General features: G+C 37.5%; 22 protein-coding genes. 4 read left to right on the forward strand and 18 right to left on the reverse strand.

The genetic code is table 11. From position 1 onward, the window contains the following. Positions 1 to 18: 18 nt before the first annotated feature. From tgt to ACFQZ1_RS04365, 6 genes are all read right to left on the reverse strand, one after another. Complete coding sequence (tgt, locus tag ACFQZ1_RS04340) at positions 19 to 1,158, reverse strand: tRNA guanosine(34) transglycosylase Tgt (protein WP_098308017.1); 1,140 nt, start codon at positions 1,156 to 1,158, stop codon at positions 19 to 21. 14 nt (positions 1,159 to 1,172) lie between these two features. After that, positions 1,173 to 2,225 carry a tRNA preQ1(34) S-adenosylmethionine ribosyltransferase-isomerase QueA gene (gene queA / locus ACFQZ1_RS04345; protein WP_377880863.1) on the reverse strand — a complete coding sequence of 351 codons (1,053 nt, stop codon included), beginning with the start codon at positions 2,223 to 2,225 and terminating at the stop codon, positions 1,173 to 1,175. Positions 2,226 to 2,243: 18 nt separating this feature from the next. Further along, the gene (locus ACFQZ1_RS04350) at positions 2,244 to 2,444 is read right to left on the reverse strand and encodes a DUF2905 domain-containing protein (protein WP_377880864.1); all 201 of its coding nucleotides are present in this window, start codon (positions 2,442 to 2,444) and stop codon (positions 2,244 to 2,246) included. Then, positions 2,441 to 3,442, reverse strand: a complete 1,002-nt coding sequence (gene ruvB / locus ACFQZ1_RS04355; RefSeq protein WP_336481792.1) for a Holliday junction branch migration DNA helicase RuvB — start codon at positions 3,440 to 3,442, stop codon at positions 2,441 to 2,443. Before ruvB ends, ACFQZ1_RS04350 begins: the two co-directional genes overlap by 4 nt. Positions 3,443 to 3,447: 5 nt before the next feature. Continuing rightward, complete coding sequence (ruvA, locus tag ACFQZ1_RS04360) at positions 3,448 to 4,065, reverse strand: Holliday junction DNA helicase RuvA (RefSeq protein ID WP_377880865.1); 618 nt, start codon at positions 4,063 to 4,065, stop codon at positions 3,448 to 3,450. A gap of 278 nt (positions 4,066 to 4,343) precedes the next feature. Further along, complete coding sequence (locus tag ACFQZ1_RS04365) at positions 4,344 to 4,874, reverse strand: BofC C-terminal domain-containing protein (protein WP_377880866.1); 531 nt, start codon at positions 4,872 to 4,874, stop codon at positions 4,344 to 4,346. Between the two features lie 640 nt (positions 4,875 to 5,514). Here ACFQZ1_RS04365 and ACFQZ1_RS04370 point away from each other — a divergent pair. Then, positions 5,515 to 6,609: a response regulator aspartate phosphatase gene (locus ACFQZ1_RS04370; RefSeq protein WP_377880867.1), complete on the forward strand. Its 1,095-nt coding sequence runs from the start codon at positions 5,515 to 5,517 to the stop codon at positions 6,607 to 6,609. A 344-nt stretch (positions 6,610 to 6,953) separates the two neighbouring features. Here ACFQZ1_RS04370 and ACFQZ1_RS04375 read toward each other — a convergent pair whose 3' ends face one another. The 6 genes from ACFQZ1_RS04375 to nadB all read right to left on the reverse strand — a co-directional run bounded on the left by ACFQZ1_RS04375 (position 6,954) and on the right by nadB (position 14,561). After that, positions 6,954 to 7,685, reverse strand: coding sequence for a YhcN/YlaJ family sporulation lipoprotein (locus tag ACFQZ1_RS04375; protein WP_377880868.1), 732 nt, complete (start codon positions 7,683 to 7,685; stop codon positions 6,954 to 6,956). A gap of 95 nt (positions 7,686 to 7,780) precedes the next feature. Continuing rightward, positions 7,781 to 8,521, reverse strand: a complete 741-nt coding sequence (gene nadE, locus ACFQZ1_RS04380) for an NAD(+) synthase (RefSeq protein ID WP_377880869.1) — start codon at positions 8,519 to 8,521, stop codon at positions 7,781 to 7,783. A gap of 130 nt (positions 8,522 to 8,651) precedes the next feature. Then, the gene (gene safA, locus ACFQZ1_RS04385; RefSeq protein ID WP_377880871.1) at positions 8,652 to 10,760 is read right to left on the reverse strand and encodes a SafA/ExsA family spore coat assembly protein; all 2,109 of its coding nucleotides are present in this window, start codon (positions 10,758 to 10,760) and stop codon (positions 8,652 to 8,654) included. 282 nt (positions 10,761 to 11,042) lie between these two features. Continuing rightward, entirely contained in the window at positions 11,043 to 12,149 is a 1,107-nt protein-coding gene (gene nadA / locus ACFQZ1_RS04390) for a quinolinate synthase NadA (protein ID WP_377880873.1), read from the reverse strand. 30 nt (positions 12,150 to 12,179) lie between these two features. Next, a complete protein-coding gene (nadC, locus tag ACFQZ1_RS04395; protein WP_377880875.1) occupies positions 12,180 to 13,013 on the reverse strand; it encodes a carboxylating nicotinate-nucleotide diphosphorylase in 834 nt (277 codons plus the stop codon). 21 nt (positions 13,014 to 13,034) lie between these two features. After that, on the reverse strand, positions 13,035 to 14,561 hold the full coding sequence (gene nadB / locus ACFQZ1_RS04400; protein ID WP_377880877.1) for an L-aspartate oxidase: 1,527 nt from the start codon (positions 14,559 to 14,561) through the stop codon (positions 13,035 to 13,037). 113 nt (positions 14,562 to 14,674) lie between these two features. On the opposite strand from nadB, the gene ACFQZ1_RS04405 reads away from it, so the two are divergent. The 3 genes from ACFQZ1_RS04405 to ACFQZ1_RS04415 all read left to right on the forward strand — a co-directional run bounded on the left by ACFQZ1_RS04405 (position 14,675) and on the right by ACFQZ1_RS04415 (position 17,098). Beyond that, positions 14,675 to 15,817, forward strand: coding sequence for an IscS subfamily cysteine desulfurase (locus ACFQZ1_RS04405; protein ID WP_377880878.1), 1,143 nt, complete (start codon positions 14,675 to 14,677; stop codon positions 15,815 to 15,817). Continuing rightward, a complete protein-coding gene (locus ACFQZ1_RS04410; RefSeq protein ID WP_336481804.1) occupies positions 15,814 to 16,359 on the forward strand; it encodes a transcription repressor NadR in 546 nt (181 codons plus the stop codon). The genes ACFQZ1_RS04405 and ACFQZ1_RS04410 overlap by 4 nt, the downstream gene beginning before the upstream one ends. A gap of 91 nt (positions 16,360 to 16,450) precedes the next feature. Further along, on the forward strand, positions 16,451 to 17,098 hold the full coding sequence (locus ACFQZ1_RS04415; RefSeq protein ID WP_377880879.1) for an MOSC domain-containing protein: 648 nt from the start codon (positions 16,451 to 16,453) through the stop codon (positions 17,096 to 17,098). Between the two features lie 35 nt (positions 17,099 to 17,133). Here ACFQZ1_RS04415 and pheA read toward each other — a convergent pair whose 3' ends face one another. The 6 genes from pheA to ACFQZ1_RS04445 all read right to left on the reverse strand — a co-directional run bounded on the left by pheA (position 17,134) and on the right by ACFQZ1_RS04445 (position 24,579). Then, on the reverse strand, positions 17,134 to 17,988 hold the full coding sequence (pheA, locus tag ACFQZ1_RS04420) for a prephenate dehydratase (RefSeq protein WP_377880880.1): 855 nt from the start codon (positions 17,986 to 17,988) through the stop codon (positions 17,134 to 17,136). Positions 17,989 to 18,084: 96 nt separating this feature from the next. After that, complete coding sequence (locus tag ACFQZ1_RS04425) at positions 18,085 to 19,992, reverse strand: ABC transporter permease (RefSeq protein WP_377880881.1); 1,908 nt, start codon at positions 19,990 to 19,992, stop codon at positions 18,085 to 18,087. 49 nt (positions 19,993 to 20,041) lie between these two features. Then, entirely contained in the window at positions 20,042 to 21,955 is a 1,914-nt protein-coding gene (locus ACFQZ1_RS04430) for an ABC transporter permease (RefSeq protein ID WP_377880882.1), read from the reverse strand. Beyond that, the gene (locus ACFQZ1_RS04435; RefSeq protein ID WP_377880883.1) at positions 21,930 to 22,706 is read right to left on the reverse strand and encodes an ABC transporter ATP-binding protein; all 777 of its coding nucleotides are present in this window, start codon (positions 22,704 to 22,706) and stop codon (positions 21,930 to 21,932) included. The genes ACFQZ1_RS04430 and ACFQZ1_RS04435 overlap by 26 nt, the downstream gene beginning before the upstream one ends. 93 nt (positions 22,707 to 22,799) lie before the next feature. Continuing rightward, positions 22,800 to 23,882, reverse strand: coding sequence for a sensor histidine kinase (locus ACFQZ1_RS04440; RefSeq protein ID WP_377880884.1), 1,083 nt, complete (start codon positions 23,880 to 23,882; stop codon positions 22,800 to 22,802). Beyond that, positions 23,872 to 24,579, reverse strand: coding sequence for a winged helix-turn-helix domain-containing protein (locus ACFQZ1_RS04445; protein WP_377880886.1), 708 nt, complete (start codon positions 24,577 to 24,579; stop codon positions 23,872 to 23,874). The genes ACFQZ1_RS04440 and ACFQZ1_RS04445 overlap by 11 nt, the downstream gene beginning before the upstream one ends. Between the last annotated feature and the right edge of the window lie 90 nt (positions 24,580 to 24,669).

A 24,669-nucleotide genomic window follows, 5' to 3' on the forward strand; every position in this document is an offset into this window, starting at 1 on the left:
CTCCTTAATTATTATGTATTAGAAATTTTTAGCATTTGGTTTATTAAAGCCATACTGTTCAAAGAACTCATCACGGAAGTCTCCAAGACGGTCTTCACGAATAGCTTGTCTCACCTGCTCCATTAATTTTAACAGAAAATGCAGGTTGTGGTAAGACGTTAAACGAATTCCGAATGTTTCATCACATTTCATTAAGTGGCGAATGTACGCACGTGAATAGTTTTTACATGTATAACAATCACAATTCGGATCAAGCGGACCAAAGTCTTTCGCAAATTTTGCGTTTTTTACAACTAAACGACCTTCACTTGTCATACACGTACCGTTTCGTGCAATACGAGTTGGAAGTACACAGTCGAACATATCAATACCGCGGATTGCACCGTCAATTAACGAATCTGGTGATCCAACACCCATTAAATAACGAGGCTTGTTATCTGGAAGAAGCGGCGTTGTAAATTCAAGCACACGGTTCATAATATCTTTCGGTTCTCCAACAGATAACCCACCAACTGCATAACCTGGAAAATCCATTGAAACAAGGTCGCGTGCACTTTGGCGACGAAGTTCTTCAAACTCTCCGCCCTGTACAATACCAAATAAACCTTGATCCTGCGGACGCTGGTGCGCTTTTAAACAGCGCTCTGCCCAACGGCTCGTACGCTCTACTGATTTTTTCATATACTCAAATGTCGCTGGAAACGGCGGACACTCATCAAATGCCATCATAATATCAGAACCAAGTGCATTTTGAATTTCCATTGCCTTTTCTGGCGATAAGAATAATTTATCTCCATTTAAGTGATTGCGGAAATGAACACCTTCTTCTTCAATGCGACGGAAGTCACTTAAACTAAACACCTGAAAGCCACCGGAATCTGTTAAAATCGAACGATCCCAGTTCATAAACTTATGTAGACCGCCTGCCTCGCGTACAATTTCATGACCCGGACGAAGCCATAAATGATACGTATTACTTAAAATAATACCTGCATCCATTGCTTTTAGCTCTTCTGGTGACATCGTTTTTACTGTCGCAAGTGTTCCAACTGGCATAAAGATTGGCGTTTCAAATGAGCCATGCGGTGTATGAACGCGGCCTAAACGTGCGCCTGTTTGTTTACATGTTTTAATTAATTCATAACGTATTGCTGTCATATTGTTGCTCCTTTTTATTTCTTCTCAACTTTAGAATGAGATGCAACAAACATTGCATCACCGAAGCTAAAGAAACGATACTTTTCTTTTACAGCTTCATTGTACGCATGCAGAACATTTTCTCTCCCTGCAAATGCGCTCACAAGCATAATTAATGTTGATTTTGGCAAGTGGAAGTTTGTAATTAAACCATCGATTGCTTTAAATTCATATCCTGGATACATAAAAATATCAGTCCAGCCAGAAGCTGCGCAAAGTTTGCCATTATTGTCTGTTGCAATTGTTTCAAGCGTACGTGTTGATGTTGTACCAACAGTGATAATACGACCGCCTTTTTGTTTTACATTGTTTAGCAAATCTGCTGTTTCCGCTGACATATGATAATACTCTGCATGCATATGATGCTCTTCAATTGTATCTGCAGAAACCGGTCTAAATGTCCCAAGTCCAACATGCAATGTAATAAATGCTAAATGAACACCTTTTTGCTTCAGCTTTTCTAACAGTTCTTCTGTAAAATGAAGTCCCGCTGTTGGAGCCGCTGCTGAACCAACTTCACGTGCAAATACCGTCTGATAACGATCGCGGTCTTCAAGCGTTTCTTTAATATATGGAGGAAGTGGCATTTCACCAAGCTCGTCTAAAATTTCATAGAAAATACCGTCATACGAAAATTTCAAATGACGGCCACCTTGTTCACCGGCTCCGACACATGTTGCTTTTAGTTTGCCCTCACCAAAAGAAATTACCGTTCCTTCTTTCACACGTTTTGCAGGTTTAACAAGCGTCTCCCAAGTATCTCCATCTTCTTGCTTTAATAAAAGCACTTCAATATGTGCACCTGTATCTTCTTTTACACCGTGCAAACGCGCAGGCATCACTTTCGTTTCATTTAAAACTAAACAATCGCCCTCATGTAAATAAGAAAGAATGTCAGTGAAATGCTTATGCTGAATTTCACCTGTCTCACGATCTAACATCATTAATCTTGATGTTTCACGATCTTCAAGCGGTACTTGTGCAATAAGTTCTTCTGGTAAATGAAAATCAAACAAATTAATATCCATAACTAAGTTCACCTATTTCTATCTAAATCGATTTATGACATACATAATAAAAGATAATACAATACTTATCACAATACACGTAACAATAGGAAAATAAAAGGTAACGTTTCCCTTTTTCACAAAAATATCACCTGGAAGCCTTCCTATAAGCTTCCAAGCTAATCCCGTAACAATTAAAAGAATACCAGCCGTAATAAGCAGCTTTGGCATATCCATCATACTTGCGGCATCTCCATTCCAAAATGTTCATATGCAAGCGGTGTAACAATGCGGCCCCTTGGTGTTCTTTGCAGAAAGCCAATTTGCAACAAATAAGGCTCATACACATCTTCAATTGTATGAGATTCTTCCCCAATCGTGGCTGAAACTGTTTCTAATCCAACTGGACCGCCGCGGAATTTTTCAATAATACCAAGCAATAATTTATGATCGATATGATCTAATCCAAGTTTATCTACTTGCAGTAGTTCGAGTGCCATTTGCGTAATATCCATCGTAACGGTTCCATCACCGCGCACCTGCGCAAAATCACGTACACGGCGCAGTAAACGATTCGCAATTCGCGGTGTACCTCGTGCACGTCTTGCAATTTCTAAGGCAGCCAACGAATCAATTTCAACTTCAAACACCTCTGCTGTACGTTCTACAATGGCTGATAACTGATCAACTGTGTAATATTCTAAACGAGACAATACACCGAAACGATCTCGAAGCGGTGCCGATAATGCACCTGCACGCGTTGTTGCACCAACTAGTGTAAACGGAGGCAAATCAAGCCGAACAGAGCGCGCTGTCGGACCTTTTCCAATTACAATATCAAGACAGAAATCTTCCATCGCTGGATATAATACTTCTTCAATCGAACGATGCAAACGATGGATTTCATCAATGAATAAAACATCGCCCGGTTGAAGTGCAGTTAATACTGCTGCTAAATCACCCGGTCGTTCAATTGCCGGTCCTGACGTTGTACGAATATTCACTCCCATTTCATTCGCAATAATGTTTGCTAATGTCGTTTTCCCAAGTCCCGGTGGCCCATATAATAATACATGATCTAACGTTTCTTCACGCATTTTTGCCGCTTCAATAAATACTTCTAAATTATGCTTTGCTTTATCTTGGCCAATATATTGACGGAGCGTTTGTGGCCTTAACGAATATTCTAAGTCCACATCTTCATATACGGATTCTCCTGAGACAAGACGTTCGTCCATTCTACTCACCTCTTACCATTTAGTAAAAGACTAAGTGCCTTTTTAATATATTGATCCGTTGTAAGTGACTCTTTTAATAATTCTGGCACGACGCGAGACACTTCTCGCTCTGCATATCCAAGCGCTCTAAGTGCTTCCAGCGCTTCATCAAGCTCCGCAGATGTTCCTTTCTTCTCATCGAAACGCTCTACATCTGAAAATAAGTCAACAAAAGCATCCGACACAACATCTGCCAATTTTCCTTTTAAGTCTAAAATCATTTGACGCGCTGTTTTCTTTCCGACGCCTGGGAACTTTACTAAGAATTTTTCATCCTCATGTTCAATCGCTTGTACAACCTGCCCTGTTTGACCAGAAGCTAAAATCGCAAGCGCACCCTTTGGTCCAATCCCCGATACACCTAAAAGCTTTGTAAATAACAAACGCTCTTCACGCGTTTTAAATCCGTAAAGGGCCATGATATCTTCTCTTACATAATGATATGTATATACACGAAGTTCTTGTTCACTTCTTTGGAATACATACGGATTTGGCGTAAAAATTTGATAACCAATTCCGTTATGGTCAAGAACGATATATTCCGGTCCTACATATTCCACATAACCTGTAATATATTCAAACAAAACTGTATCTCTCCCTCTCAAATCATGTATTCCATTTTAACATAAATAATGATATAAATGCGAGATTCCCCCAACAAATGTTCTCTATTCTATCTTCTCAATTTCATATTGACTGAGCACCCTCAAAAAATGAATAGCACAAAAATCATTAAAAAACAAAAGTAAAACGAAACTTCCATCAATGTTTTTCATCCCTCCCCTATCTTTTTCGCTTCTCTCTAAATCTTGAGATGGGGGATCTTACTGTCCGCAAATAGCGGGATAAAAAACAGTCGTAGCTATTTTAAGCTACGACTGTTTCCATTACTCATAGAATAGTGCTCCATATTCTTCATTACTTCCATAAATCGTTCTTTTGATTTCACCCGAATCCCGCGCTTTAACCGTTCACGCTGATAACTCTCCATCTTTTTCATATCAATTTGAAAGAAGGAATGAATGACATTATCAGTTTCTGGCACACCGTTAAAAATTTGGAGAATCCCCTCTTTCGAAACCCCAAAATAACCGCTTGTTTTTAATAATGGTGAAATATCATCAATACGCTTTTGCAATACAACTTGTATATCATCTCGATCAACAAGTTGCCACTCTTTATATTGTTCTAAAAGCTTTTCTAAATTCACAACCTTGTCTCTAAAAATTTCCTGGCTCACTTCCCCGTCTAAATATATACGCTGCAACATGATTGTAATTTGAGGTTCCTGTTGCACTGCATTACCCGAACTCTCTGCCGATGCTACACTCGATTCATGATAAAAACAAAACACAGCTAGCACGATTTGCATTGCAATAATCATGAATTTCATATGCTGTCACCTCTTTTAGGGAAAATAAAAAACTTCTATTTATAGTTTGACCGAAAATAGAAGTTTTATCCCCTAGCAAAGCGGCATCGACTGTTATCCCCTTAGACTATAGTTCTTTTGTCCATCGAGCGAACTTTGCCTTCTCATGCAGAATGTTCTTAGACGGAAGAAGCTAGACCATACAAAAAACACGTTTAAAAGATAGAGTGAGACTTCCAGCAGTGGTTTTTTCCCCCTCACTTCTCGTTTCTCTTTGAATCTTGAGATGGGGGCCTTATTGCCTGCGAATAGCCGGAAGAAACAACAAAAAAGCAGAATAAGATTTTTATCCTACTCCGCTACAGTTTTCTATATAATAAGAAAGACGCCTGTCATGCAGGCGTCTTGATGCGTTTTACGGCGAGAGACCAGGCGGCCACATCCGCGTGTTTAGCAATTAAGCATATCTCTCGTCTTACGTAAATTAGCTCATCGCTTTGTTAATATAACATTAACCTCTCAAGAAAGCAAGAAGAAAATTCATCACATTTCACTTTTATCGTACTGAATTTTCCGAAAAATATACAAAACAGCTACTATTATATTCTATTTTTGTTAGCATTCTTTACAAACACATGTCGAAAATAAAAGGAGGGATTTTATGAGCGTCCAAATCACGGGGAATGAACAAATTAAGAGATTATTACAAGATTGGTATCAAGAAATTCGTTCACGTAATATAAATAACGCCAATCGCTTAAAAGAAGAAATTGATAACTCGATTCACAATAACTACGAAGACTCAAATTTATTACTTTACTACCATCTTTTAGATTTTGGATATAGCTATTTAGTTGACAATTTGAGCATCTCAAAAAGTAGCTTTGATAAAATTGAATCGTTCGTTACACCAACGGATAATTTCTTAGCATATTATTATTGTTTTTATAAAGCAATCCATTCTAACGCAATCGGTAATTATACTCTTGCTAAAGAACATTACGATAAAGCTGAAATGCTACTGAATCACATTCCTGATGAACTTGAAAAAGCTGAGTTTTATTATAACCTAGCAACATATCATTATCATATTCATCAAGCACTTTTAGCTACTAAGCAAGGAACAAAAGCAAAAAAAATATTCTCTAAACATTCAGGATACGAATTAAAAATAGCTTATTGCGATAACCTTCTCGGATTATCTTGTACACATTTAGGCGAATTTGAAATGGCTGAAGAGTACTTTGTTTCTGCTATGAGCGTATTCCAAAAACAAAAAAACGAAAAAGCAATTTTATTAGTGCGACATAATTTAGGCTTGATGTATGCAAGTCAAAATTTATCCGAATTAGCTATTCGTTATCTTTCTGAAGTTACTAAAAATTCACCAAACAATTATAAGGCTATCTTTATTAAAGCTAGGGAACATTTTAAATTAAAGGAAACAGACATTGCTGAAGAACTTATTGAGAAAGGTTTGACTATCTGTAATGAATTGGGGAATAAAGAATATCAATATCGTTTCACAATTCTAAGAGAGATGAATAAAAAGGTTCCTGCTGAACACTTAGAGAAAACAGTATTAGCAGGAATGGATTACTTCAAAAGAGAAAAATTATATGAGTATGTCCAAGAATACGCTGAAATAGTGGCAATTCAATTTTATATTGAAAACAATCATACTAAAGCCAGCCAATACTTCTATTTAAGTCACCAAGCAAAAAAAGAAATTTTTAAAAAGGAGGCATTAAAATGAAAAAGATAATACTCGGAATACTGGTGGTTACAATTGTAGCAGTAGGTACATATACACCATTTGAAACTCAAAAAGCTATTAATATTCAACGTTTAGCTGATGGAGACACTGGTTGATATAATTAACGAAAAAAGACCGCCACCCCAAAAATGGGTAAGCGTTCTTTTTTATTTACTCTACGCTCGTTCCGCTTGTTCATTAAAAATATAAAAGTTACTCATTTTATTTTCATATGTATCGGCAACTTTTTATATTTAAAAGATGCACATGTTTTTTTACAGGATTATGATTATAAAATTCATTCAAGTAAAAAGAAGGGGAAATGTTATTTCCCCTTCTTCCCATTATCGCACTACATTAGTTACATTCGTACGAAGATCTCGGAACAGATTTGTTACATCACGATTTAAATCGTTTGTAAATGTTCCATTTCGAAGACTTGTGCTAATCGTGTCAACACGAGTAAACATATCTTCTTTTGCTGTTACATAGACATTGCGATTATTAACAAGTGGTGCAACAGCTTTGCGAATATCATCTGTTAATGCTTTTTCATCTGTTCCACTGCGAGATTTTACTGCAATGACAACATCATTACCACGCACAACAGTAGAAACACGTTCCACGTTAGCCATACCCTTTACACGATTGGTAATAGCTTCAGCTGTTTTACCATCATTGTTAACGTACGCATTGTTCATCGTAACGTTACGAGTTGGATACGGAGTCGTTATATTACGAGTTGGAGACGGATTCGCTATTTGTCCGTGATAATTTACATCACGGTAATAATTGTATCCAACGTTATTACGAGTATCGTGAATGTCTTTGTTAATCTTTGAATACTTCACATTTCCGTAATTATCTGTTCTTACATTGTTACGGTATGTGACATAATCCGTAGTACGATCTGTACGTGTTACATTATCTGTATACGGATGGGTATTCTCATACGCTGTCCGTTGATAATTATAAGTAGCATTACGATCCATTGCACTTTTTTTAGGTGTACCACATGCAGCTAATGCACTGGTAACTAACAAAGAAGCGGCAATAATTTTGATTTTTTTGTTCAATACAAAAACCCCCTCTGTTAGAATGAACTTCTCTTTCGAAAAGCTCCCTCTTATCATGAGTCACAAAGGGGGGTTTTACACTGTCAGTATTTTACTTAAAATTTCGGAGGTGCTGCTGCTAAATGACGTTTATGCTCTGAGCGGGCATGAAGACGTTCAATGATAAGACGATCTTTTTCAGGAACTTCCTCACCTTTCAAATATTTGTCAATCATGTTATATGTTGTACCCATTTCATTTTCATCTGTTTGGCCTTCCCAAAGACCTGCGCTTGGCGCTTTATGTATAACTTCATCTGGTACCCCTAATGCTTTTGCCATTTCTCGTACTTCACCTTTTGTAAAATGAACAAGAGGCACTAAGTCTACACCACCATCGCCATACTTTGTGAAATATCCAGTATGCCATTCTGCCGCATTATCTGTTCCCACAACAAGGTAGCCAAAATTATTTGCAACAGCATATAGCGTTGTCATACGTAGGCGAGCACGTGTATTTGCATCACCTAATGTTGCACGTTCTTCATCCCATTTTCCATTTGATTTTAGTTGCTCTTCTACCGCACCAAATAATGTTTTATGCGTCTCTGTTAAATCAACAATATAGTGATCGATTCCAGAGCTTTCTACAACTTTTAATGCATCTTCTTGATCTTTCGGATTACTTTTACAAGGCATAATCACACCTAAAGAATTATCTGGACACGCACGTTTAATTAAATGCGTTACAACAGCAGAATCAATACCACCACTAATCCCAACAATAAGACCTTTTACATTTGCTTCTTTTACTTTCGTTTGTAACCACTCAATAAGTTTTTCAATTTTTTGTTCCATTCCTGCTACTTCCTTTCTCAGCAGGATTCATTTTACTCATGATACTATATATATAATCTTTGCCGAATTTCCAAACAGATTCTCACAAAAAAACCGTTCTTTATGAAAGAACGGCTTCCTGACACTCTTTTTAATTTTTCTCTTCTTCTGGATACGGTGTACCAAATACAGAAGGGGGATTTTTTGGATAATACATTGTACCAGGCTGTGGTGTATACGAAATATATGAATTTTCCTGATAAGATTCACGTGGGAAATACGGCATCCCTGGCTGCGGACTATACAATTTAGGTTCATCATCACAACCACAATCCTCTTGTATTGGCGCAATTGGCGGTGCATTATTATCCATTGCTATAGGTGCGATATTCGGATGTGGCATAGAAGCGTATTGCATATCATATTGTGGCATGCTTTGCATTAGTGGCATCCCTTGCATTGCTGGCATGCCATAGTATGGATTTTGTTGATATGGCATTTGATAATATGGTTCTGGCATCATTTGCTGTGGATATGGTAATTGATATGGCATCTGTTGTGGATATGATGGTTGATATGGATACGGCATTGGTGCAAATGGTGGCATTTGATTATTTTCCATCATTGGCATCACATTTGGCATGTGACTACTTTCCATCATCGGCATCATATTTGGCATGTGACTACTTTCCATCATCGGCATCATATTTGGCATTTGATTACTTTCCATCATTGGCATCACATTTGGCATGTGACTACTTTCCATCATCGGCATCATATTTGGCATGTGACTACTTTCCATCATCGGCATCATATTTGGCATTTGATTACTTTCCATCATTGGCATCACATTTGGCATGTTGCTACTTTCCATCATCGGCATCATATTTGGCATGTTGCTACTTTCCATCATTGGCATCACATTTGGCATTTGATTACTTTCCATCATTGGCATCACATTTGGCATGTTGCTACCTTCCATCATTGGCATCATATTTGGCATGTGACTACTTTCCATCATCGGCATCATATTTGGCATGTTGCTACCTTCCATCATTGGCATCACATTTGGCATGTTGCTACCTTCCATCATTGGCATCACATTTGGCATGTTGCTACCTTCCATCATCGGCATCACATTCGGCATGTTGCTACCTTCCATCATCGGCATCACATTCGGCATGTTGCTACCTTCCATCATCGGCATCACATTCGGCATGTTGCTACTTTCCATCATTGGCATCACATTTGGCATTTGATTACTTTCCATCATCGGCATCACATTTGGCATTTGGATATTTTCCATTATTGGCATCGTAACATTAGGTGGGAGCACTTGTGGAATTTCTTTTGTAACCTGCGGTGCCACGACATTGCTTACATTTTCTTTCTTCACTTCTGGTGCCACGACATTGCTTACATTTTCTTTCTTCACTTCTGGTGCAACGACATTACTTACATTTTCTTTCTTCATTTCCGGTGCGACGACATTACTTACATTTTCTTTCTTCACTTCTGGTGCAACAACATTACTTACATTTTCTTTCTTCATTTCCGGTGCAACGACATTACTTCCCTTCATTTTATTTACTTGCGGAGCAATTAAGTCGTTACCTTTTTTTATAATATCTGCAATTTTATACTCTTTTTTCGCTTTTACCGGCGGTTGCGGTGGCTGTGGTAAAATGTTCACGGAAAACTTTGTACTCTCTTTTTGTTTTTCTACTTTGCTAACAACCGGTTTCTTCTCAACAACAGGTAGTTTTTCTATTGGTTTCTCTTTTTGGATAGGTTGTTCTTTTTGGATAGGCTGCTCTTTTTGGATAGGCTGCTCTTTTTGGATAGGCTGCTCTTTTTGGATAGGCTGCTCTTTTTGGATAGGCTGCTCTTTTTGGATAGGATATTCTTTTTGTGGTTTTACTTGCATTTCCTTCTGCGGTTTTTGCGCCGCTGGCTTTTCTGTAATTGGTCCAGCTTGTGGAACAGTTTCCTCCTCCTCCTCTATACCAAGAGGTTTAGGCGCAACAGGAAATTCTTTTTGCTGCACTTCTTTTACATATTCTTTTGGAGGGACTGAACCAGCACCTGGATTTTTTTTAATCGGAACACTGTGAGATGGTACTTTAATTTTCATGCCAGGCATAATTAAGTCTGGATTACTGAGCTGTGTATTCGCATTTTTTAATACTTCAAAATCCACCCCGTACTTTTTCGCAATTTTCCAAAGGGTATCCCCTTTTTGCACGATATGAATTTTCAAATTTTCCCCCTCCTGTATAACTTATCTATAATAAAGTGAAACTTCTATCAGTAGGGGCTTCTTCCTCCCCTTCACTGATGGTTAGTTGAACCAATCGGGCTTTTACGGACCGTTATCCCCCACTTATCTTCTTCGCTTTTCTCTGCATCTTGAGGTGGGGGTCTTACTGTCCACGAATAGCGGGATAAAAACGGATATTAACACAATGATTGCTTCAACACAATGTATGCTCATGAAAGCCAAATTATGTACAAAAGAAAAAGCAACGTAAATCCGTTGCTTCTATGCTCGCTCTAACATTCTATTTAGCGCAAATACCGCTTCTTCTGTTATTTTTTCATCTACTTGAATTACATTTACATGTTCGCCGCGCTCGATTGCTTCAAGTGCCCATAGTAAATGTGGTAAATCAATACGATTCATCGTTAAGCACGGGCACATGAATGGGTTTAACGAAATAATCTCTTTATCCGGGTACTGCTGAATAATCCGATTGACTAAGTTCATTTCTGTACCGATCGCCCACTTACTTCCAGATGGAGCTTTGTCAATCATATCAATAATATATTTTGTTGAACCTGCATAATCAGAAGCTGCAACAACTTCATAACAGCATTCTGGATGAACAATAATATTCATATCTGGATGATTTTTTCTTACACTTTCAATATTCTTCACAGTAAAATTTTGATGGACGGAACAATGCCCTTTCCATAAAATAACCTGAACGTCTTCTATATTCCCGTTATATTCTAATGAATCTGTGTGCGGATCCCAGATCGCCATTTTTTCTAAAGGCACCCCAAGGTCATATGCTGTATTACGTCCTAAATGCTGGTCTGGTAAGAATAAAATACGCTCTTTTTGTGTAAACGCCCATTCAACCATTTCTTTTGCATTAGAAGATGTAACAGTCGCACCGCCATTTCGGCCGCAAAATGCTTTAATTGCAGCGGTTGAGTTTACATATGTTAATGGAAGCATTGTATCTCCGAATAATTGCTGCAATTCTTTCCAAGCTCGCTCTGTTTGTTCGATATCAGCCATATCAGCCATAGAACAGCCCGCTCTCATATCAGGAAGAATGACAATTTGTTCATCTGTTGTTAGCATATCAGCTGTTTCTGCCATAAAGTGCACACCACAAAACACAATATACTTCGCTTCTTTGTTGCGTGCAGCTACTTGTGCAAGTTGCAGGGAATCTCCCGTTGAATCCGAAAATTGAACGACCTCATCTTTTTGATAATGATGTCCTGGAATGAAAAGCTTTTCCCCTAGTTTTTCTTTAATCTCACGTACGCGCGCTTCCATTTCTTCGATTGACATTGTTTGATACCGCTCTGGTAACATCGTTTCAATCGGTTGCACTGTTTCTAAAATACTCATCTGTGAAGTCCCCCTTTTCCCTTCTTTCCATCACACTTCAATGTTGAAACTAATATCTAATGCTTTAACAGAATGAGTTAACAATCCTAACGAAATGTAATCCACACCTGTTTGACCATACTCTGCTAAATTTTCAATCGTAATACCACCTGAAGCTTCCGTAACAATCATACTTGGGACAAGCTTACAGTATTCACGTACTTCTTCGGGCGTACGATTATCAAACATAATAATGTCCGCTCCAGCAGCAACAGCTTCTAACACTTGTTCTTTCGTTTCTGTCTCTACTTCTACTTTCACCATATGTCCAAGTTGTTCTTTCACTGCTGTTACCGCTTTTGTAATCGAGCCAGCGAACGCAATATGATTATCTTTAATCATGACACCATCATATAATCCAAAGCGATGATTATAACCGCCGCCGCATACAACAGCATATTTATCAAACATACGAAGTCCTGGCATTGTTTTTCTCGTATCACATATGCGTGTATGATCGCTTCCGAGTGCAGTAACTGCTTTTCTTGTGATCGTTGCTACGCCACTCATGCGCTGAATAACATTTAGCACAACACGCTCAGCTGTTAATAAAGAAACAATCGGTCCTTGTACAGTGGCAAGAATATCTCCGTTTGTTACCATATCTCCGTCTTTTGCATGGAGTGTAACTTCAATTCGATTATCTAATAATGTAAAACCTTCCTTAATTACATCAACCCCTGCAAAAACACCCGTATCTTTAACAAGAAACGTTCCCTGTGCTTGCAAGTCATTTGGAAAAATAAGCTGTGATGTTACATCTCGCTCCCCGATATCTTCTAGAAAAAACTGTTTCAATGCCTCTTTTACTTTTAACGTATTCATAGAACCCCTCTTTTCCCTTCACTATGCAAATTGTAATTTATTCTTTCTCATTACAATTTCGTGCACCTCATTACTACGCTTTGGAAAATCACTGCGATAATGACCGCCAATACTCTCTTTTCTTTGCAGTGCAGCTTTTGTTAGTAACTGACAAACAGTTAACATATTAATAATTGTTATATCCTCATTTGTAAGGTCTTCATATGGAAGCATTTTATTATATGTTCCATACTGCTCTAGCCATTGCTTCGCATATGATAAGCCTTCCTCCGTACGGACAATCCCAACGTATTTCATCATCATCTCTTGTATTTCTTCTTTTTGCGGTAACTGCATGTGTTCTAATTCACCTTGTATCATTACATCGCTAGTCACAATTTGCGGCTCAATATTTGCTAAAATGTGTTCCCCTACACGTTTTCCAAATACAAGGCCTTCTAATAACGAATTACTCGCAAGGCGGTTCGCACCATGTACACCATTGCACGCGACTTCTCCCACTGCATATAAACGATGAATTGATGTTTCCCCATTACAATTTGTTTTTACACCACCCATATGAAAATGAGCGCCTGGTACAACAGGAATATACTTATTTTCGATGTTAACGCCATTCTTTTTACATAAAAAAGAAACGGTTGGAAAACGTTCTTCAAAATTTGAAATAGATGAGATATCTAAGTACACCATTTCACCAGCTAACATTTGTTCATGAATGGCACGCGCGACTACATCACGCGGTGCAAGGTCTTGTTGTTCATGAATATGCGTCATAAACCGCTCTCCTTTTGCGTTTCGAAGAATAGCGCCTTCTCCGCGCACCGCTTCTGACACAAGACCGCAGCAATCCCCATTTACATATAGCATCGTTGGATGAAACTGTACAAATTCTAAATCAACAAGTTCTCCTCCAGCCCTATATACCATCGCTACCCCATCACCTGTAACCGTACAATCATTGGAAGTGAATGCATACACTCCACCAATACCGCCTGTTGCCAGTACAACACACTGTGCGTAATACGTTTGTATATTCCCTTCACGATCACGCGCTACAACACCATGACAAGTTTGATTTTCTATTATAAAATCCAAGACTATTTCTTGTTCAACAATCGTCACATACGGAAATACTTGCTCTGCAAGATGCTCTAGCAAATTTTTCCCGGTCGCATCCCCACCCGCATGTAAAATACGTCGTTTTCGATGCGCACCTTCTTTTCCAAGATGTAATCCTCGTTCATCACTATCAAAGCGCATACCGTTATCTAATAATGTTTTCATTTCATTTGGCCCTTGCTCTACTAAGTAACGAACAGCTTCCGGATTATTATAATGACATCCTGCTGTAAGCGTATCTTCATAGTGAACATCCGGATGATCATATGAAGCAACTGCTGCTGCAATCCCGCCTTGCGCCAAATTTGTATTGTTATTCCGTCTCGTTTTTTTTGTGATAATCATCACATTCTTTTCGTGACAAATTGTTTGTGCAACACGCAGCGCTGCAACCCCGCTTCCGATAATTAAGACATCTGCATTTGGCATTTTCATTGCCCCCTACTTTACACTTTTCAACTGTCTTGACACCTATATTTACATATATTTAAAATAATAACAAGAGCTTTTTATAAAATCTTATAAAGAAGGGGCTATGCTCTATGATATATATGGATTATGCTGCAACAACACCGATGAGTAAAGAAGCGCTAGAGACGTATACAAAAGCCGCTGAACATTATTTCGGAAATGAACAAAGCTTACATGATATTGGCGGTACTGCCTCCTCATTATTACAGTCTTGCCGCCAAGCATTTGCTACAATGATTAGTGGGAAAGAACAAGGGGTCTTTTTTACGAGCGGCGGATCAGAGTCCAACTATCTTGCGATTCAATCATTACTAAATACTCGAAACGGAAAGCATATCATTACAACACCTATGGAGCATGCATCTATCCGAAATTACTTTCACCTTCTTCAAAAGCAAGGCTATGAAATTACTGAAATCCCTGTAGATCGCTTTGGCATGATTCAACTTGATGCACTCGAAAATTCTATTACAGAACACACTGTACTTGCTAGCATCCAACATGGAAACTCTGAAATTGGAACGCTGCAACCAATTGCTGAAATTGGGGCAATTCTTCAAAAACATAACGTCTTATTTCATACAGATTGCGTGCAGACATTTGGGAAAATACCAATCGATGTAACTAAGATGAATATTGATAGTCTCTCTGTTTCTGCTCATAAAATTTACGGTCCAAAAGGGGTGGGAGCATGCTATATAAATCCACAAGTTCGTTGGGGGCAAGTATTTCCTGGCACCTCTCATGAAAAAGGATTTCGTCCCGGCACCGTGAATGTCCCTGGCATTGCTTCGTTTATTACAGCAGCGCAGCACATGTTAAAGAATCAACAACTGAAAATGACCCGTTTACAAGAATTACGAGCATACTTTACCCAGCAATTACAAGCCATTTCACAGGAAATACAAATTGAAGGCCATTCTACTTCTTGTTTACCTCATATCATTGGGGTTACAATAAAAGGAATAGAAGGACAGTATACAATGCTAGAATGCAATCGCCGCGGTATTGCTATTTCTACAGGAAGCGCTTGTCAAATTGGAAAACAGGAGCCTTCTAAAACGATGCTTGCCATCGGCAAAGAATATGAAGAGGCAAAGCAGTATGTCCGCTTTTCATTCGGACATCAAACAACAACAGAACATATTGATGCAACAATCCATGCACTTATAGCAATCGGAAATCAATTTAATAGAGGTGTTAATAGTAAATGAGTCAAAATAAACAAAAAAAGATTTTAGGAGAGGAAAGGAGACAGCTCATTTTAGAATGGCTCCTCGCTGCAAGTAAACCATTGTCCGGCAGTGAATTAGCAAAGAAAACAAACGTAAGCCGTCAGGTCATCGTACAAGATATTTCTTTATTAAAAGCCCGAAACGAACCTATTATTGCAACGGCACAAGGATATTTATATTTAAGACCGTCAGAAAAACAACATACTACATTCGAGCGCATTATCGTTTCCAAGCATCAACCATCACAAGTACGCCAAGAGCTTACTCTACTCGTTGACCATGGAGTTACAATTAAAGATGTAAAAGTGGAACATCCAGTATACGGAGATTTAACTGCTTTAATTCTGGTAAGTAATCGATTTGAACTCGAACAGTATTTAAAAAAGATTGAAGAAACAAAAGCGACTTATTTATCTCAACTTACAGATGGAATTCATCTGCATACAATTGAAGCAGATTCTATTGAAAAATTAAATGCAGCTTGTGAGGCATTAGACCGAGCTGGATTTCTTGTTCATTAAAAAAACGCACAGAGAATTTTTACTATCTCTGTGCATTTTTTTGTTTTTATCCATGCTACAATAGAAAAAATGATGGGAAGGGAGAAAATATATGGGAATCGAACTCATTCACTTTAGCATCGGAAAACCAAAAACAATCCAATATGCCGAAGATAAGGAAATGACAACTGGTATATGTAAACAGCTTGTTGAGGATGCTTTTTTATCAAAAGATGGATTTCGAGGAGATGGTGTTGCGGACTTACGTTATCACGGAGGGCCTGATCGTGCCGTTTGTGTCTATCCTCGCGAACATTATCCGTTGTGGGAAAAGGAATTTCATACATCACTTCCCTCATCTGCATTTGGAGAAAATGTAACAGTTACAAATATGTTAGAGCAGGACGTTTGTATTGGTGACATTTATCAGCTTGGAGATGCAATTGTTCAAGTAACGCAAGGAAGAATCCCATGCAGTACAATTTCGAAACGACTCGGTATTCCTGGTATTTTACCTCGCATTGTTGAAACTGGCTATACAGGATATTTATGCCGCGTTCTGCAAGAGGGAACGGTTCGTAAAGATTCACAAATTACATTACTCGAACGTCATCCACAGCAAGTTTCCATTTTATTTGCTAACGAAGTCTATTTCCGAGGGCAAAAAGATGTAGAGGGCATAGAAAAGATTATCGCAGTTCCCGAGCTCGCAGAAGATTGGCAAAAATCATTGACCGCACGACTTGAAAAATTAACATAAAAAATCCCACTGCATATGCAATGGGATTTTCTTTTTCACACCCAATAAGAGGAATAGCTCCCAAGTAGTGTGACAGAAAAGCCAAGTGCTTCTAACTCCATTCTTACTCCTGGAAGCAGGACATCATCATACTCTTTCTCCACATCAATTAAGAAAAAGTAATTGCCGAGGCCCGTTTTCATCGGACGCGACTCAATTTTGGAAAGGTTTAATTTCCTCCATGCAAATGCGGATAATACTTGATATAACGCCCCTGCATAATCTGAAGGTAACGTTACCATAAGCGTTGTTTTCGTCCCGCGGCGCTCCCCATTTTTCGGTAATTCAACTTGTTCGTTCTTATGCACTACGAGAAAACGCGTATGATTATTTTTATGCGTATGGATATCACGTTGGACAATAGATAATCCATATTTTTCAGCTGCAGCCTCATTTGCAATTGCCGCAATTTTTTCTTCTGGATGTTCCATCACAAACTGCGCAGCAGCGCTTGTTGATGTCATATCCCGCACTGTCACACCTTTTAACTCTTGATTCAAAAACTTATGACACTGTGCAATCGCATGCGGATGAGAATGTACTGCGTATACGTCTTGCCACACTTGTTCGTACTGCGGATGAACGAGCAAATGTTGCTGAACAGGTACTGTAATTTCGCCAACAATTGGCAACGTTTGCTCATGTACAAGATAATCAATCGTAATATTTACTGAGCCTTCAATCGCATTTTCCAGCGGTACAACGGCAAAGTCTACAACATCATTTGCTGCTGCATCTATACAATCTGGAATCGTTCGATATGGTACATGTTCAGCCTCAGGAAAGAAGCGACTCACCGCCATATTTGTAAATGTTGCTTCTGGTCCTAAATAGCCAACTCGAATCGTCATCTTTTCCCCTCTTTTTCGTTTTCTTACTGTTATACCATAAACATCTATATTCTTCTACCTATTTTTAGAATATTAAAACAAAAAGACTAGCAAGAGCTAGCCTATATGTTTCATATATTCTTTTTGCGCAAAGAAGAAATAGAGTATACACGCGATGAGATAAACTGCAATGATCTCTAAAACGAGCCCAAATGATTTAGATAAAAAAAAGGCAACGTAGTATGTATGCAAGGCAACTGCACTATGTATGCATCCAAATAAAACCGGGAAAAAGAATAGAACTCCTAGTTGCCAACGTGAAATCTTATATATTTCTTGCTTTGTCATCCCTATTTTTAAAAGAGCTTGATATTGCATGCGGTCATATTCAATATTATGAAACCATTTAAAATAAACTGTGCTGCAGGACGCAAGAAAAAAGAGAACACTAATGAACGAACCGATAAATAATACGAGATTCCCTCCGTCTTTCGTCGCCTTATATATGAGCATATTATTGCGCGTTATCCCTTCCGTTCCTTTTGAAATGTGAGCTTGTAATTCTTCGCCTAACGCTTCTGTATTCTTCCAATCTCTTAATTCATATCCGCTATATGCATATTTTTCATGGTCAGGGACCTGACGAGAAAGCTTCTGAAAATCTTGATTATGCATAATAAGAAATCTTCCACTACGCTGGTTAGTATCCGTATTAAATACATTTCCTTCATATGCTCCGTTATATGCAAATTGATATGTTTCTTCTAACACTTTAAAATTTATATACTTCTTATGGTGCCGAGGCGGAACATTATAATTGCCATAATAAACAAATGTTACTGTTCCTTCTTTCGGATGCACCTGCTGCTTCGACTGCTTTTTTGCTTCTCTATTATACTCATCTTCTCCAATCACAGTTGCATAAAACTCTTTATTAGAATCTAACTGAAATGTCACCGGGATTCCAACAAACGTTACATAACGAAAATCATCGACACCGTGCTTACGGAACAGACTTTCAACCGTTTCTTTCTCGATTACTTCCTTAGAACCAATTCCTTTTTCAACATATGAGAAAGCATGAGGCTGATCGTAACGAAGTAGTTCTTTCATACTTGAAAAAAATAAATAGACAGAGCCTGTAGCTGTTACTACTATCGTTGTTAACATAGATAAAATAAAGAAAAAACGTCGATTATCTTTTACTGTATGTAACAAATGATTGACCACGAATAAATACGGATATTGATACATCACACTCTTTCTACTTTTAATCCTTTGTAATACTTGGATCGTACCATGTGTGCATACAAAATATGTACCAATTGTCGTTAAAATGGAAACAGGTATAAAATACAAAGCAATATTCATCATCGTCACTTTTGTTGTTAAACCATAGCCAATTCCTATACAGACGAAACCGAACCACCAAAGCCACTTCTTACTTTTTGTTTCCTTCTTTCCTCCCTGAATTTCCTTTAATAAATGAATAATTTCGATTTTCCATATACGTAGTGCACTAAAAATCGATAAAAAAAGAAACATAGTGACGTATGTGATAATCGTTATAACAACAGCTTTTGGACTAAAAATAAACGGCAATTGATTTGGCATATTAAGCAATAAACTAAAAATCATAAAAAATAGCTTTAAAAATAGTAAACCAATCACAATCCCGGCAAAGCTCGCAATGAGTCCAACTACCATTTGCTCCATGATCATCATACATATGACATTTACTTTCGTAGCTCCCATTAATATAAATAGCCCAAATTCTTTTTTACGAGATTGTATAAAGATCGAACTAGAATAAAGAATGAATATAACGGAAAAAGCAATTACAATCACATCACACACAATAAGCCCATTTTGTATCCCCTTATATAAATCACTCATGTAAGGATGCAAAATAATAGACGTATACATAAAAAAGGCAAATACAGAAAAACAACTACTTAAGAAAAATATTTTGTAGTTGTGCCAATTCCCTCTAACATTTTGAAAAGTAAGTTGGTAAAACTTCACCTTTCTACCCCCTCTAAAACCCGTTACATACATAAAAAGCTAGGAACTCCTAGCTTTTTACGTGCTTTAAATACCCTCTTTGGGCAATTGCAAAATATAATGCTGATGCTAGTACGTATGCTGTAATAATAACCGCTCCTGATTTCCATAAGTCTAAATACAACATGTTTCCTAACGTATATAATGCAAACCCGCTATGTAAAATACCTATCAAGATAGGAATGAAGAAAATCGCTCCCATTTGTCTAACTGCAATTTTACGAATTTCTTGATCCGTCATACCAATTCGTTTTAAAGAATGAAATTGAATACGATCTTGTTCTTTATCATTAAACCACTTAAAGTATGTCATGCTGCAAGCAAAGAAGAAGAACAATATTGTTATGAAAAAACCAATAAACATCGTAATCGCACCATTTTCTTTTACACTTTGATAAACAAGAATAGAATTATCAAAATTCGCTTTTTTATCATCGGCGATGTGACCTTTCAATTCTTTCACGAGAGCCTCCGTATCTTTCCAGTTCTGAATATAATAGCCGTAATACATCATCTTTTCTGTATCTGGGACAACAGCTGCATACTTGGCGTAGTCTTGCTCATTTACAACAAATAAATTACCAGTATTAAATATCGCTTTTGTATATGGCTTATTTAACTTCAGCTCATACGATTGATTTTGTACTTTAAATGTAAAAGGCTTCGTTGTATCAAATTTCATAACTTCATTCATCATATCCAACACAACCATTGTGCCAGTTCCCGGCTTATTATGAATCTCTTCTTCCTTTTGCTTTCGCGCTTCTGCATTAAATTCTTGCTCAGAGATAATTTTTATATCAAATTCTCGGTCTTCATTCATCCATTTTATATGAAAAGTTCCTGGTATTTCTGTTACGGTTACTTTTCGTGCCTGTTCAAAATTATGTTTCTTAAGTAGTGATTGCAATGTTTCTTCTTTCACCACTTCATGAGAGTTGACCCCTTTTTCCTGAATGGAAATAGCATGCGGAGAATGCTGCACTACTTTTGCACTCATATCCTCAAAGAAGACGTATAACGTCCCCATTGCCGATGCAACAATTGCTGTGATGATCGAAACAACAAATAGAAAACGTGCGTTATCTTTCATCTTATAAACGAGATTACTAATAACAAACAAATTCGGCTGCTTATAAAAAAGCGACTTTCTCTTTTGCAATGCTTTTAATAAAACAACGCTTCCTTGTGTGAATAAAAAATAGGTTCCGATAATCGTTAAACCAACAATTGGAAGGAAATACACCGTAAGGTTCATGAACGTTACTTGAAAACAAAGAACGTAAGCAACGATAATACTTAGTAATCCGGCTAAAAATAACCATGTAAACGAAAACGGCTCGACTCTTTGTTTTCTTGCATCGCGAAGTAGATCAATAATTTGCAATCTCCATATCGTCCATAATCCAAATAATGATAACACGAAAAAGAGAATCAAATATACACCGGCAGTGATTATGATCGCTTTTCCATTCCAGACAAATGGCAATGCTTTTTCAATTCCTATTACAGCACTTACTGCTTTAAAAAAGAGTGGTAAACCGAGCATACCAAGAGCAATTCCACTGACAATTGAAATGCATCCAAGAATCATTTGCTCTAGCATGATCATTCTTCCTAATTGTCCTTTTGTCGCACCAATTAAAGTGAATAGCCCTAACTCTTTTTTACGAGCCCGTAAAAAGATGGAGTTGGAATATAAAATGAATAACCCGGAAAATAAAATAACAATATAATTACATGTCTCTAATCCTTTTTCAACACGCATTTTCTCACTAATATTACCACTCACGACATCTGGATGATAAATAAACGAAGCATACATAAAGAACACAAAAATCGATAAACAACTACTAATTAAAAACGCTTTATAATTACGCCAATTTCCTTTGACATTATTAAACGCGAGCTGGCGAAAGTTCATGGTACTCTCCCCCTAACATCGCAAGTACATCTAATATTTCTTGGAAAAAGGCTTGCTTTGTTTCTCCTTTATGAATCTCTGAGAAAATTTCGCCGTCACGAATAAATAAAATACGTTCGCAATAGCTTGCAGCGACAGGATCATGTGTTACCATCGCAATCGTTACTTTCTTCTCTTCATGAAGTTCCTGCAAAGCCCCCATTAATGATTTTGCTGACTTGGAGTCTAAGTTCCCTGTTGGCTCATCAGCTAAAATTAAAGTTGGTTGATGGATAATAGCACGCGCTGCTGCCGCACGTTGTTGCTGACCGCCTGATACTTCATACACTTTTTTATGTAAAATTTCTTCGATATTTAAAAATCTTGCAATCTCTAATACTTTCGCTTCAATTTCTTTCACAGGACGGTTTGCCATCACAAGCGGTAAAATGATATTTTCCTTAATTGATAACGTATCAAGTAAGTTAAAATCTTGGAAAATAAACCCTAAGTGTGTACGGCGAAACGCTGCAAGTTTTGCAGCACGCATTTGACTAATTTCTTCACCATTCATATATACATGGCCAGATGTTGGCTTATCAATTGTTGCTAGTAAGTTTAGAAGCGTTGTTTTCCCGCTTCCTGATGGTCCCATAATACCGACAAATTCACCTTCTTCAATTTTAAAGTTAATATTATTTAGCGCTGTCGTCGTTACCGAACCTTTTGATTGATATACTTTTGTTAAACCTTTTACTTCAAGAACACTCATTTTACATCCCCCTATGTATTTTCTTCTTACTTTTACTATAGAAAAAACGAGGGAAAGTAACGAGTGATTTCCCTTACAAAACGGTTTGTTATCTTACAATTTTGTCATTTTCCTCATCATTTGATGATATCCTTTGTCTTTTGAGAATCGGAACGTAAAAGTTGTCCCCTCATTCTCTATCGACTGTACATCAATTCCATGGCTAAGATGATTACAAATTTGCTTTGTAATGTATAATCCCATACCTGTCGCTTCTCTTGTTTTCCGTCCATTAACCCCTGTAAAAAATGGTTCAAAAATTCGCTTTATATCTTGTTTTGGAATCCCTATTCCGCTATCACGAATATGTAATATAAGAGTATTTTCTGTTTCTTCTATCTGAAATGTAATTTCTTTTTTCTCTTTCTCTGTAATTCTTGTATACTTCAGTGCATTCATCACAATTTGATTGATCGCAATACTAAGCCATTTTTGGTCCGAAGCTACCATATACTGCTCTTTATGAAACATAACTTTCGGATATACAGAATATTGAATGAATGTTTTTTTATGCTGGTTAATACTATCACGAACAATGTCCACTACATTGACTTCTTCTATTTTATAATCTTTCCCAAACTGTTCGAGGCGTGCCATATGAAGCGCTAAATCTAACCCCTGTAAAATACGATTATTTTCTTCACGAATACTTTCAATCGTATCTCTTGCTTCGCGGTGCGTTTGTCCAAGCTTTTGCAGCAATAGTTCAATGACAGATACCGGCGTTTTCATTTGATGAATCCACTGGTTCATAAAAATTGTTTGCTGCTCTCCTTTTGCCTGTTGTTCATGCATTTCATTCATATATTGTTGTCTTAGGAGAGAAAAGGCTTCCACAATCGCTTCTTGTTCATATGTATATGAGGAACTGATTGATAAAGAATGATGCAACTCGTGTCCCTCCGCAATGTAATGCTCTACCTTTTGTAAGAAAGCTTGCCTTTTCCGATAATCATACATAAGAAAGAAAGCAAAAACGACGATTGATAATAATAATCCATATAGCCAAGTAATCCAATTTATAGATTGTTTCTGCAAAAAAGCTTGCAACTGTAAGACAAGACCAAATAGAACCACACTCATGATGTAAGAAACAAACAATGCGGTGCGGTCCATCACATACTTTTTAAGATTCATGTTCATTCACCCAATTCGTTAGAAGCGCATATCCATAGCCCCGTTTCGTAACAATTGCATCGCTAATACCAATCTCCTCTAACTTTTTACGAACACGCTTTACATTTACAGTTAAGGTATTGTCATCAACAAAAGCAATTTCATCCCATAACGCCTCTAATAATTCTTCTCTCGTTACATATTGATCCGCTTGCTTCATTAAGCATTCTAATAAATAATACTCATTTTTTGTAAGCTCCACTTGCTTTCCTTGCCACTCTACCATATGTTGTGCTGGAAATAAAAGTAACCCACTGACTCCAAAGTAATCACTTTCCGCCCCTGAAGCATATTCACCGTACACACGGCGCAGTGCACTTTTTACCTTTGCCATGACAATATCTAAATGAAATGGTTTCGTAATGTAATCATCTCCGCCATTTTCAATTGCCATCACTTGATCCATTTCTCCCGTACGTGCAGAAACGAAAATAATCGGCGCATTGGAAATAGTACGAATTTGACGGCACCAATAAAAGCCGTCAAAGTATGGTAAATTAATATCAAGTAAAACTAAATGAGGGTTCACTTTTGCAAATTCATCTTTTATATGACGAAAATCTTGCACGCGAAATGACTGATAACCGTATTTCTCTAGATGTCCTTCTAAAATATCAGAAATTTTCAGATCATCTTCTACAATTAATATTTTATACATACAATTCCCCACTCCCTTTTTAAAAGCACATGAAGGCACAATTACTACATGCCTTACATCTACCCATTTTCCATTATAAGGGTAAATTGT

It is taken from the genome of Bacillus sp. CGMCC 1.60114, assembly GCF_042676365.1.
GTDB lineage: Bacteria > Bacillota > Bacilli > Bacillales > Bacillaceae_G > Bacillus_A > Bacillus_A rhizoplanae_A.